Consider the following 12,051-nt stretch of genomic DNA (forward strand, 5'->3'; position numbering starts at 1 on the left):
GGTCGGTTGCCACCGTCTGCGGGATCAGCTGCGCCAGCACCTCGGCCACGTCGCCCTGGATCGCCACGTGCGGCTGCTTGATTTTACCCAGCTCGGCGCGGTCGATATCCACGTGAATGATTTTGGCGTTCGGGCAGAACTGCTCGGTTTTGCCAATCGCCCGGTCATCAAAACGCGCCCCCATAACTATCAGCAAATCCGCCTCTTGCAGGATGTAGTTGGTGCTGCGCGCGCCGTGCATGCCCAGCATCCCTAAAGACAATGGATGCGCTTTGGGCAGCATACCCAGCGCCATCAGGGTCATGGTGGTCGGCAGGTTGGCTTTTTCCGCAAACTGGCGGATTTCATCCGCGGCGTTGATCGCCCCGCCGCCCAGATACAGCACCGGGCGTTTGGCGGCGTTGATCATTGCCGCCGCATCGCGCACGCTCTCAGCGCTGAACTCCGGCGCGGGGGCACGCTCGCCCGGCTCCGGCAGAATGTCGATCTCGATCTCTGCGGTCTGGACATCCTTAGGAATGTCTATCCACACCGGGCCCGGGCGGCCAGACTGCGCAATGCGGAACGCATCGCTGATAACCTGAGGCAGCTCGCTGATATCGCGAACTAAATAGTTATGTTTGGTGATGGGGATAGAGATGCCGTAGGTATCGACTTCCTGGAACGCATCGGTGCCGATCATCGAGGACGGCACCTGGCCGGTAATGCAGATCAGCGGAATGGAGTCGAGACGCGCGTCGGCGATGGCGGTCACCAGGTTAGTGGCGCCCGGCCCGCTACAGGCCATACAGACCGCCGGTTTACCCTGGGTACGCGCCATGCCCTGGGCGATAAAGCCTGCGCCCTGCTCGTGGCGCGCCAGCACGTGGCGGATCTGTGTGCTTTGGCTTAACGCATCATACAGCGGCAGCACGGTCCCACCCGGGATGCCCGCAACGGTGGTGATGCCCTGTCGTTCCAGTAAATGAACAATCAGCTGCGCGCCTGTAAAACGCGTCTTGGTGGATGTTGTGCCCGAACTTGCCATGCTCCAGTCCTTTTCTTCTGAGCCAGCTTTACGCGTCGTAGTTCAGGTTGCAGATGCGTTGGCTGCGTTCCCTCACCCCAGTCACGTACCTATGTACGCTCCTGGGGATTCGCTCACTTGCCGCCTTCCTGCAACCCGAACTACTTAGCGTATCCGGGAGGGGCCCTAAACGAAAAACCCCGCCCGGTTTGCGCCGGCGGGGTTTTGGATTCGTGTGTTGATCCAGTCCCTACGGCGCATTGCCGACGACCACCACCACACGCACGACGACCACTGCGGCAGGTTGCGCAGTTTTTAGTAGGGTCGAAGTGAAGATGGATGAAGTCATTGGGGACCTGTGTTTGGAATCATTGATTGAATTTATACAAACACAGGTTTTCGGGCGTGACAATGGAAATATTTTCATCTGCGCAAAAATGCGTCAGGGATCACGTTTCAGTAAGTTGCTCGCTCATTCCAGGCATCACTATAGATGACATTGCCGTCACAATACTTCCAGGTGATTTTCTCGTAGCGTATAAGAACCGTTTCAAGGTGTGTTCCGGTGTTTGCGCCGGGATACAGGTCTGGTGTGATTGAGGTTATTTTCACATTCTCAAGGAGGATATTAAAATATTCCTGTTCTAAACCCGCCTCATTAATCTGATACATCTTAATAGTGGCTGACTTGAGCATTCTTCCCGTACTCAGCGCCCGAAATAAAATCGGGGTTACACGATCAAATTCCTTCTGAAACATGACGGGCATGTGTATGCGCGTGCCCGTTAATTTCCCGGTATTTCCGTCGACTGGGATATTGACATTATGAGTGAACGATTTGAGTTCAATTGCACCTTCACGCCCTGACACAAGGCAAGAGCCAACCATGGGAGAACCATTTTCATCTGTTAAAAACAAATAAGCTGGGTTTGACATAAAAAAATCCTTTTTATATTATTTAATCGTACTTATCAAAGTGGCCGAAAATTATCGGATGTACAATAATAAATACAATGATAGAAATGAATGTTAGTAATACCCAGTGGTCAGGCACTAACCACAGAAACAAAGAGGCGCACGCAAAAATATAAACAGGGAATAAAATATCCGTGAATAGAATTGATAACAAACTCTTAAACATGCTCCGTGCTCTTTAAGTCTTTATAAATTGCATCGAAATCCTTATAGAATCCCAACTGCACCTTCTTAATGAGTTCAGACAGGAAAGGCTCAAAAAAGTAGTAAAGCATCTCCAGTTGTGCGGCATAGAGGGTGGCGTAATACTTAGGGTCCAATGTTTTCAGGCGGCGAGCAGCAAGAGCGCACTTCTGTTCCGTTCCAATCAATTGAAGCGCCATGACAACGTTAGGTACGCGGCGTGCAAGCCGTTCGACGACGATTTCAGACAGCAGGCCTGATTCGGAAAGGGATTTGGCCAGACCCCATGCTATTGCTAAACGCGCGGCCTTGCTGGTCGGTATGTTATTAACAAGCCCTGTTACTTTTGAATCTATCTTACGAACGCGATTGTGTTCATTCCCATTTTCTGAATCGGAAATAACACGTTCAAAATAAAGATAGAGCATGTGTGCTATTACATCGCGATAACGGTAAAGCGAGAGAATTGAGAGGTACATTCTCTTTTCTTCTGAGAGAAGCTCGTCACATACATCGTGATAGCTGGGGGTTAAGCATGATGAGTACCAACTTACACGCTCAATTCCTGAGTAAATATCAGAGCCAATCCCCTTTAATGCTCGCCATGTTCCTGCAACACCTTGCTGTCCATAAATAGCCAACTGCCTGTCACTCTGGAACTTCATCTTTAAATAATCAGATGCTTGCATAATGTGTCCACACAATGATTGCGGCTATAGAAATATACATTGAAAAGTCCAGAAATTCAAACCAGTAAAATTACTTTACATAAACATTCACATAAAAAATAAGTCAGTACGATTTTATTTATTAAGGTTATATACGAAACAACTTAATTACTTGAAGGGCATTAGCGGTTTTTATTAGTTCACACATTTTTAGTTTAATCATTGCAAAATGAGTCTAATACCTATCTCTATAAAGAGAGTTGCATAAGCGATGCTATCCCGTTCACAACGAAGCTAAATAGCAGAAACCTCGCTTTTACAGCAGTCTTTTTATGGGCAGACCAGAAAACAAAAAACCCCGCCTAAGCGAGGTTTTTATCAGGGTTTTGCGGTTGGTTGCCGCAGAACACACTGTGTTACGTCAACGCGAAAAGTATACGCGATCGAAGACGAACGCGCAATTCCGGCACGGATTTTGACGTTTTTGAGTATGGATCGCCTTCCAAAATTTGTCCATAAAATACTGTTCATGCATACAGTATTTATCTATACTGAGGGTGTTCGCAGTGAGCGAGGGGGCCGCAGTTTACCGGCGCAACGAAGTCCTGGCTGAAACGGGTGGTGCCGTCAGTGCCTTAACCCCTGAAGTGAGCACACTGTGTTACGTCAATCCAGGTGCTGGCCACAGGCGGCGGAAAGGTACGCCAGCATCGTGCTCCTTTTAACCAAAAGGAGACGCGTATGAGCGTCGTGGATATGGTCATACTTGTCCTCAAACTCATTGTTGCTGTATTGCAACTGCTTGATGCTGTCCTGAAATACGTTAAGTGATTCAGGTTCAAGTCGCACCTGAGAGGGGCGGGCAACCGCCCCTCTTTAATAACGAGGGAATGCTATGTCGCGTCTGTTAATTGAGCCTGTTACGCCTGATGAACCGGGCTATATCGCCCTGAAGGCGGAGAGTATCGCGTTGAATTTCAATATGCTGCGCAGGCTGGAAGAAAACTGGCAGCGGGGTGAAAACCGCTTTAACGCGCCGGGTGAAAAGCTGCTGGGGACGTTTCTTAACGGCAGGCTGGTGGGCGTGTGCGGCCTCAACCGCGATCCGTTCAGCCAGCAGCCGCGCGCCGGACGTATTCGTCATCTCTACGTCAGCGAAAAGTGCCGTGGACAGGGCATTGGCAAACAACTTTTGACCGTGGTGATGGCGGATGCCAGCATCTGGTTTGATTTTCTTAATACCCATGCGCCGGAAACCGCGTACGGATTTTACCATCGGGCGGGCTTCAGGCTGGTGTCAGACGAACCCCGGGTGACGCACCGCCTTTTTTGCGCAGTGTAAGCGGCTGGCAGCATCGACGGGTGAATGTTACAGTTGGATGACATTTCACCAACCGATACGCCATGACCATCACCGTTTTCTGCATTTTACTGTTCGCCGCACTGCTGCATGCCAGCTGGAACGCCATCGTTAAAGCCGGAACGGATAAACTCTACTCGGCGATCGGCGTCAGCGGTTCAGCCGCGCTTATTGCCCTGATTTTACTGCCCTTCTCTCCTCAGCCAACTGCCGCAAGCTGGCCATATTTGTTCGTCTCCTGTGCGTTACAGGTGGTGTATACGGTACTGGTGGCAAAAACTTATCAGGTCTCCGACATGAGCCAGACCTACCCCCTTATGCGCGGGACGGCCCCTCTGCTGGTGGCGCTGATCAGCGTAATGGTGCTCGGGGATCATCTCTCCTGGCTTGCGTGGTCCGGCATCGGGGTCATTTGTCTGTCGATTCTGGCGATGGCGATGAACGGCCGCATGCAGTCACGCAAGGGGATCTGGCTGGCGCTGCTGAACGCCTGTTTTATCGCCGGGTATACCCTGGTGGACGGCACCGGTGTGCGACTCTCGGACACTGCGCTGGGCTACACGCTCTGGACCTTCTTCATGAACGGTTTCTGTCTGCTGAGCTGGGCAATGGTGGCGCGGCGTCGCGAAGCGTCCAGCTATCTGCGCCTGCACTGGAAAAAAGGGCTGCTCGGCGGCGTCGGGACGATGGGATCTTACGGTCTGGCACTCTGGGCGATGACCCAGGCACCGCTGGCTGTGGTCGCCGCACTACGTGAAACCTCTATTCTCTTCGGCGCATTAATCGCATTTGTGCTTTTAAAAGAGAAGGTTGCCGGCCTGCGCATCGCGGCGGCACTGGGAATTGCTGCCGGTGCGATCCTGCTGCGCCTGGCGTAATTCGCTGGCAACATTAGTTGCCGATCTTGTTTACAAATCCTGCCTTCACGTCTTCTGTCATTCATCACAGTAATGCTTAAATTGTCATCTCTCTGTGGTAGATTCCTCGCGCATTTATGGGAATGCATAGTCACTTATTCTTCATTTATCTCTTTTGGCAAAAGTATTCAGCGACATGAAAAAGCAACGGAACGTGAACTTATTGTTGATGCTGGTGTTACTGGTGGCCGTCGGGCAGATGGCGCAAACCATCTACATTCCGGCGATTGCCGATATGGCAAAAGATCTGAGCGTCCGCGAAGGTGCAGTACAGAGCGTGATGGCAGCCTATCTGCTAACCTATGGCGTTTCACAGCTGGTTTATGGTCCCCTGTCCGATCGCGTCGGGCGTCGTCCGGTCATTCTGGTGGGCATGAGCATTTTCATGGTAGCGACGATGATCGCCATTACCACTCACAGCCTGACCGTCCTGATTGCCGCCAGCGCCCTTCAGGGTGTGGGCACCGGCGTCGGCGGGGTTATGGCGCGTACCCTGCCGCGTGATATGTACCAGGGCACACAGCTTCGCCACGCCAACAGTCTATTAAATATGGGTATTCTGGTCAGCCCGCTGCTGGCCCCGCTGATTGGGGGTCTGCTGGACACCGTCTGGTCCTGGCGCGCCTGTTATGCCTTCCTGCTGGTGCTGTGCATTATTGTCACCTTCAGCATGGGGCGCTGGATGCCGGAAACCCGCCCAAAAGACGCGCCGCGCACGAAGCTCATCGCCAGCTACAAAACGCTGTTCGGTAATGGATCCTTTACCTGTTATCTGTTGATGCTAATCGGCGGCCTGGCGGGCATTGCGGTGTTTGAAGCCTGTTCCGGCGTGCTGCTGGGCGCGGGCCTTGGCCTGAGCAGTATGGTGGTGAGTATTCTGTTTATTCTGCCGATCCCGGCGGCGTTCTTCGGCGCATGGTTCGCCGGACGTCCGAACAAGCGTTTCTCCACCCTGATGTGGCAGTCGGTGATCAGCTGTCTGCTGGCCGGGCTGATGATGTGGATCCCGGGGCTGTTTGACGTGATGTCGGTCTGGACGTTGCTCATCCCGGCAGCGCTGTTCTTCTTCGGCGCGGGCATGCTGTTTCCCCTCGCCACCAGCGGCGCGATGGAGCCGTTCCCGTTCCTCGCAGGCACGGCAGGCGCGCTGGTGGGCGGTTTGCAGAACATCGGTTCCGGCGCGCTGGCCTGGCTTTCGGCTATGATGCCGCAGACCGGGCAGGCGAGTTTAGGCTTGCTGATGACCCTGATGGGGCTGCTGATTTTGCTGTGCTGGCTGCCGCTGGCGTCGCGTGTCTCGCATCACGAACAGCCGGTTTAACCGCATGATGGCCCGGCTTCTCGCCGGGCTTTTCACAGACGGGCGCAATCATCGCCTGCAATAGCCGCTCTGGGGCAGGCCGCCACGCCCCCTCTTCCCCGTCATAAAACTGAACATCGGCGTTTATCGCATACGGGATGTTGGCATGTTGCATCTCGCACGCCATAAACGTGGCAAACGCCATCTGCGAGGCAGTTGGCGTCAGGCTTTTCGATTCGCCCACCCCCCAGCCGCCAACCCAGCTCACATGCCCGGTTTTTTGTTGCCAGTGCAGCGCGGCGTTAATTCGGTTACGGATAGCCGCTTTCTCAGCCGCAGTTCCGGACGTCCACGGGTATTTACCGTTCGTTTTCAGCGGACCCCAGGGGAAAATATGCCACTCCGCCAGCAGGTAATTCTGGCTGTGCGCGGGCAGCTTCAGGGTGGATAAATCCTCCGGCGCGGCGCGCAGACGAGGGGCGATAAAAATCATGCGGCTGGCATCAATGGCGTGAATGTCTTTGATCGCTTTCTCATACACCCGGTTGAGCGAAGCAACGTTGTGGTTGAGCTTGTCCGCCGGTTCGTAGATCAGGTCAAAGCCCAGCAACGGCGAGCGCTGACCAAAATAGTGCGCCACGGCAATCCACCAGTTAATCACCTCTTTTTCGGTATCCGCTTTCGGGTCGTTTTTATATTCATCGGCCTGATAAGCGATGATGGGGATGACGCCGTATTGCTCGCATGCCTCCACCAGCTTACGCAGGTGAATCAGCCGCGCTTCCGTCGGTTCGCCCGCCACCCGAATACGGACATGGTGTATGCCTTTCGCCTGAAAATCACGGACCACCAGCGGGTCGAATTCGCGTATGCCGCGCTCGGTGCGTGCCCAGTCCACATCCATCCCGACGCCCAGCATCTGCGCATAACGGGCAGCCGTCAGCGGCGGCTCAGCGGCAGTCGCCCAGCCGGAAGAGAGTAAGATCGCAGTGGCAATAAAAGGCTTTAACACGGTTTACCCTGGAAAAATCAAAAGCATTACCTGTATTTAGCACGCTTTTTCACATTTGGTGTAGAGCGAAAGCGTAATAATTCTTCAACCCGCCAGCTCTCTTAGCCAGCCGATAAAGGCGTCAATTTTCGGCCACTGACGGCCGGGAAGCGTTGAGACGTAATAATGCTGATGGCACTTGAGGGTTTCCCCATCAAAAGGTGCGATCAACTCCCCCCGTTCGAGACGTTTTTGCACCAGCCGCTTTCTCCCCATCGCCACCCCGACATTATTCATGGCCGCGATAATGGCTAAATCAGAACGATCGAAGCCAATACCCGATGATAACGGCATATTCACCGCGAAATGCTGCGCCCAGCTCAGCCACTCATCCGTACCGGAATCATTGCTCCAGGCCTGACGGTCGTGCAGTAACGTGCAGTGGCTGAGGTTATGGGGGTTTTTCAGCAGTTCATGCTCCCGGGCATACGCTGGCGAGCAGACGGGCAAAATCTCTTCATCCATCAAAAAGTGATGAGAAAGGTGGTTTGGCGGCGTATCGTCGAAATAGAGCGCCAGATCGATGCCGGTTCGCTGCATGTTGACGTAATCATTACCAGTCAGAATAGTAAGTGAAATCGACGGGTAGCGGCGGGTAAAATCCCCCAGCATCGGCACCAGCCAGCACTGGGCGATCGACGGCCGGGAGTACACCGTTAGCGTACCTGACAGCGCCTGGTTTTTAATATCCAGGATCTCCTGATTCAGGGTGTCGAGGGACGATTTCAGCGTCCAGTAAACGCGCTTGCCTTCCTGCGTCAGCTCCACTTTACGGTGTGAGCGGACAAACAGCTGAATGCCCAGCTCCTCTTCCAGCAGGTTAATGCGGTGGCTCACCGCGCTGGGGCTGAGCGACAGCTCCGCCGCCGCCAGGGCGAAGGACTCATGCCGGGCAGCCACTTCAAAGGTGTACATTTTCGACAGCTGCCAGCCGTTTAACAGCCGGTTTCTGCCTTCATTCGCATCGGTCATCACAATTCCCACACGTAATTTCTGCGTTCAGCATACCGCTCAAGAATGAATTTATGTGAACCAACGGCAAAATAAGTGCGCTTTTTAGAGTCCAGTCACTCAGTTGATCCAATCTGGCTCATCTGAACGCCAATTTATATCGTTTGTCAGCCCACGCCGTTTTTTCGTCCAATATCCCCAGATGACATAAGGGTGAGGTGAGATATGGGATCTCAGGTCTGGGTTGTGGCAACGCTGCTTGTCAGCATCGTGTTGATTGTTTTAACCATCGTAAAACTGAAGTTTCACCCGTTCCTCGCGCTGCTGCTGGCAAGCTTTTTCGTTGGCGCGATGATGGGGATGAGCCCGCTGGATATGGTTAACGCCATTGAGAGCGGGATTGGCGGTACGCTGGGCTTCCTGGCGGCGGTTATCGGTCTTGGCACTATTCTCGGCAAAATGATGGAAGTCTCCGGCGCGGCAGAGCGCATCGGGATTACGTTGCAGCGCTGCCGCTGGCTGTCGGCGGACGTGATTATGGTCCTGGTCGGCCTGATCTGCGGCATTACGCTGTTTGTGGAAGTGGGCGTGGTACTGCTGATCCCGCTGGCGTTTTCCATCGCCAAAAAGACCAACACGTCGCTGCTCAAGCTGGCCATTCCGCTCTGTACCGCACTAATGGCAGTGCACTGCGTGGTGCCTCCGCATCCGGCCGCACTATTTGTCACCAACAAATTAGGGGCGGACGTCGGGACGGTGATTGTCTACGGTCTGATGGTGGGCCTGATGGCGTCTCTGGTTGGTGGCCCGCTGTTCCTGAAGCTGCTCGGCAACCGTCTGCCCTATAAGCCGGTTCCGGCGGAATTTTCAGACCTGAAGGTGCGGGAAGAGCACACTCTGCCGTCGATGGGCGCCACGCTGTTCACCGTGCTGCTGCCGATTGCCCTGATGCTGGTGAAAACCATTGCCGAGCTGAACATGGCAAAAGAAGGCTCGCTGTATACCCTGCTGGAGTTTATCGGCAACCCCATCACCGCGATGTTTATCGCCGTGTTTGTCGCCTACTACCTGCTGGGGATCCGCCAGCACATGGGCATGGGCGCAATGCTGATCCATACGGAGCACGGTTTTGGCTCTATCGCCAACATTTTGCTGATTATCGGTGCGGGCGGGGCGTTCAACGCCATCCTTAAAATCAGTGGTCTGGCGGAGACGCTGGCGCATATTCTCTCGAACCTGCATATGCACCCTATCCTTCTCGCCTGGCTGGTGGCACTGGTGCTGCACGCCGCCGTGGGTTCGGCAACGGTAGCGATGATGGGTGCCACGGCGATAGTGGCGCCGATGCTGCCGCTCTACCCGAACGTAAGCCCGGAGATCATCACCATTGCCATCGGGTCCGGCGCTATTGGCTGCACGATCGTGACCGACTCTCTCTTCTGGCTGGTGAAGCAGTATTGCGGCGCGACCCTGAATGAGACCTTCAAATACTATACGACGGCGACGTTTATCGCCTCGGTGCTTGCACTTGGCGGCACATTCCTGCTTTCTTTCATTATCTGAGCGCGAAGAGACGTATTATGGAAAACGCAACTATCACTACTTTAACCGCACAGTTTCCTCTGGTTGAGGATCTGATTGCCCTGAAAGAAACCACCTGGCTTAACCCGCGCACCACGACGCTGGCGGAAGGATTGCCGTATGTCGGGCTGACGAAAGCCGACGTAGACGACGCGCACGCGCGCCTGAAACGCTTCGCGCCGTATCTGGCGAAAGCGTTCCCGGAAACGGCGGCAACGGGCGGGATTATCGAATCCGACCTGGTCGCGATCCCGGCGATGCAGGCGCGGCTGGAGAAAGAATTTGCGAAGCCTGTTACAGGCACGCTGCTGCTGAAAAAAGACAGCCATCTGCCGATTTCCGGCTCGATCAAAGCGCGCGGCGGCATCTATGAGGTGCTGACCCATGCGGAGAAACTGGCGCTGGAAGCCGGGTTGCTGAGCGTTGAAGACGACTACAGCGTTCTGCTGGAGCCGCGCTTTAAGGACTTCTTCAGCCAGTACAGCATCGCGGTGGGCTCAACCGGCAACCTGGGGATGTCCATCGGCATTATGAGCGCACGCATTGGCTTTAAGGTGACCGTGCATATGTCCGCCGACGCCCGCGAGTGGAAGAAAGCCAAACTGCGCAGCCACGGCGTGATCGTCGTGGAATATGAGCAGGATTACGGCGTGGCGGTGGAGCAGGGACGCAAAGCGGCGGAAAGCGATCCGAACTGCTTCTTTATTGACGATGAGAACTCACGCACGCTGTTCCTGGGCTATGCGGTTGCTGGCGAGCGCCTGAAGGCGCAGTTTATCGAACAGGGCCGCGTGGTGGATGCCGATCATCCTCTGTACGTCTACCTGCCGTGCGGCGTCGGCGGTGGTCCCGGCGGCGTGGCGTTTGGCCTGAAGCTGGCCTTTGGCGATAACGTCCACTGCTTCTTTGCGGAGCCAACGCACTCACCGTGCATGCTGCTGGGCGTTTATACCGGGCTGCACGATGAAATCGCCGTGCAGGATCTGGGTATCGACAACGTGACGGCGGCAGACGGTCTGGCGGTAGGACGTGCCTCCGGCTTCGTGGGCCGCGCGATGGAGCGCCTGCTCGACGGGTTCTATACCCTCTCCGATCAAAGCATGTACGACATGCTCGGCTGGCTGGCGCAGGAGGAAGGGATTCGCCTGGAGCCGTCGGCGCTGGCGGGGATGGCCGGGCCGCTGCGCGTCGATGCTGATGAGAACGTTACCCACCTGGTGTGGGCGACCGGCGGCGGCATGGTGCCGGAAGACGAGATGGCGAAATATTTAGCGAAAGGGAAGTAATTATGCCGGGTGGCGGCTGCGCCTTACCCGGCCTACAGGTGCAAAATTTGTTGAATGTGGGTTACCGCAAACAGCAGTGACAACGACAGCACGGCCAGGGCGATGAGGAACTTATCCCGCACCGCTTTCGGCTGCGCAAAGTCGTTCTGCGACACGTCCATCAGGTTACGGCTGCGGGTGTAGCGCCATAAAATGATGGCTACCAGCGCCAGCACAACAATGGAGATCCAGAATGGCGCCCCGGTGCGGTGCCAGTTGTGCTTAATGGCAAGAGCGATCAGCGCGCCATACCCCAGCAGCGTGCGCAGCCAGGCCAGCGAGGTTCGCTCCGGCTGAAGGCCGGGGTCCGCTTCCCGCCGCGCTTTGCGGCTATCCGGCATACAGCACCAGTAACATCACTACGCCCGCAACCATCAGCAAAATCGTACTGATAATGAGCAAGCCGCGCGTGTAGGGGAGATCCTGCTTCAGACGCATCGCCTTTTCATTTCTCAGCCAGCGCAGATAGCCATAAATCGCCAGCACGCCGGCAATCAGGCACAGCAGCAGGGCCAGCACTTCGCGAATCAACGGGGTGGCAAAATCGGGGGCGAGCTGATCAAGGCCGACGCCTGCGGCCAGAAAGCCCAGGGCGGTGCGGATCCACGCTAAGAACGTGCGTTCGTTAGCCAGTGAGAAGCGGTAGTCCGGTGCTTCACCGAGGCGGGAAATGTTCATGAAAGTTCCTTGTCGTGCTGCATGCAGGCTTCAGCATAGCGTAATTCAGCCAGGAC

The 12,051-nt window shown here is 55.1% G+C and carries 13 protein-coding genes and 1 pseudogene; 6 read left to right on the forward strand and 8 right to left on the reverse strand.

The window, feature by feature from the left end; all coding sequences use genetic code 11:
* From DD606_RS06370 to DD606_RS06390, 4 genes are all read right to left on the reverse strand, one after another.
* On the reverse strand, positions 1-1,027 hold a 1,027-nt coding region (locus DD606_RS06370; protein WP_255573086.1), incomplete at its 3' end, for a thiamine pyrophosphate-binding protein.
* A gap of 229 nt (positions 1,028-1,256) precedes the next feature.
* The gene (gene ivbL, locus DD606_RS06375) at positions 1,257-1,355 is read right to left on the reverse strand and encodes an ilvB operon leader peptide IvbL (protein WP_057979964.1); all 99 of its coding nucleotides are present in this window, start codon (positions 1,353-1,355) and stop codon (positions 1,257-1,259) included.
* A gap of 107 nt (positions 1,356-1,462) precedes the next feature.
* Positions 1,463-1,942, reverse strand: a complete 480-nt coding sequence (locus tag DD606_RS06380) for a type VI secretion system tube protein TssD (RefSeq protein ID WP_023315091.1) — start codon at positions 1,940-1,942, stop codon at positions 1,463-1,465.
* Positions 1,943-2,139: 197 nt separating this feature from the next.
* Positions 2,140-2,853: a hypothetical protein gene (locus tag DD606_RS06390; protein ID WP_129258368.1), complete on the reverse strand. Its 714-nt coding sequence runs from the start codon at positions 2,851-2,853 to the stop codon at positions 2,140-2,142.
* 720 nt (positions 2,854-3,573) lie between these two features.
* Here DD606_RS06390 and tisB point away from each other — a divergent pair.
* The 4 genes from tisB to emrD all read left to right on the forward strand — a co-directional run bounded on the left by tisB (position 3,574) and on the right by emrD (position 6,430).
* Positions 3,574-3,663 (forward strand): type I toxin-antitoxin system toxin TisB, encoded by a 90-nt coding sequence (gene tisB, locus DD606_RS06395; protein WP_022646551.1) that lies wholly within the window; start codon positions 3,574-3,576, stop codon positions 3,661-3,663.
* Positions 3,664-3,727: 64 nt separating this feature from the next.
* The gene (locus DD606_RS06400; protein WP_129258370.1) at positions 3,728-4,174 is read left to right on the forward strand and encodes a GNAT family N-acetyltransferase; all 447 of its coding nucleotides are present in this window, start codon (positions 3,728-3,730) and stop codon (positions 4,172-4,174) included.
* A 62-nt stretch (positions 4,175-4,236) separates the two neighbouring features.
* Entirely contained in the window at positions 4,237-5,070 is an 834-nt protein-coding gene (locus DD606_RS06405; protein ID WP_023323922.1) for a DMT family transporter, read from the forward strand.
* Between the two features lie 175 nt (positions 5,071-5,245).
* Positions 5,246-6,430 carry a multidrug efflux MFS transporter EmrD gene (gene emrD, locus DD606_RS06410; RefSeq protein ID WP_003861070.1) on the forward strand — a complete coding sequence of 395 codons (1,185 nt, stop codon included), beginning with the start codon at positions 5,246-5,248 and terminating at the stop codon, positions 6,428-6,430.
* Here emrD and DD606_RS06415 read toward each other — a convergent pair.
* Positions 6,336-7,421: pseudogene (locus DD606_RS06415) on the reverse strand (cellulase family glycosylhydrolase); the annotation flags it as partial. The gene emrD and the pseudogene DD606_RS06415 sit on opposite strands and share 95 nt — an antisense overlap.
* An 84-nt stretch (positions 7,422-7,505) precedes the next feature.
* Positions 7,506-8,432 carry a DNA-binding transcriptional regulator DsdC gene (gene dsdC, locus DD606_RS06420; RefSeq protein WP_022650094.1) on the reverse strand — a complete coding sequence of 309 codons (927 nt, stop codon included), beginning with the start codon at positions 8,430-8,432 and terminating at the stop codon, positions 7,506-7,508.
* Between the two features lie 204 nt (positions 8,433-8,636).
* Between dsdC and dsdX the strand changes: the two genes are divergently transcribed.
* Complete coding sequence (dsdX, locus tag DD606_RS06425; RefSeq protein ID WP_129258372.1) at positions 8,637-9,974, forward strand: D-serine transporter DsdX; 1,338 nt, start codon at positions 8,637-8,639, stop codon at positions 9,972-9,974.
* Positions 9,975-9,991: 17 nt separating this feature from the next.
* Positions 9,992-11,278 (forward strand): D-serine ammonia-lyase, encoded by a 1,287-nt coding sequence (gene dsdA, locus DD606_RS06430; protein ID WP_129258374.1) that lies wholly within the window; start codon positions 9,992-9,994, stop codon positions 11,276-11,278.
* A 32-nt stretch (positions 11,279-11,310) separates the two neighbouring features.
* Here the strand turns inward: dsdA and DD606_RS06435 are convergent, their stop codons facing one another.
* Both DD606_RS06435 and DD606_RS06440 read right to left on the reverse strand, forming a co-directional pair.
* A complete protein-coding gene (locus tag DD606_RS06435) occupies positions 11,311-11,658 on the reverse strand; it encodes a DUF202 domain-containing protein (protein ID WP_022650092.1) in 348 nt (115 codons plus the stop codon).
* Positions 11,648-11,995, reverse strand: a complete 348-nt coding sequence (locus DD606_RS06440; RefSeq protein WP_003861080.1) for a YidH family protein — start codon at positions 11,993-11,995, stop codon at positions 11,648-11,650. The genes DD606_RS06435 and DD606_RS06440 overlap by 11 nt, the downstream gene beginning before the upstream one ends.
* Between the last annotated feature and the right edge of the window lie 56 nt (positions 11,996-12,051).

This window comes from Enterobacter cloacae complex sp. GF14B, from assembly GCF_004136805.1.
GTDB classification, from domain to species: Bacteria; Pseudomonadota; Gammaproteobacteria; order Enterobacterales; family Enterobacteriaceae; genus Enterobacter; species Enterobacter hormaechei_C.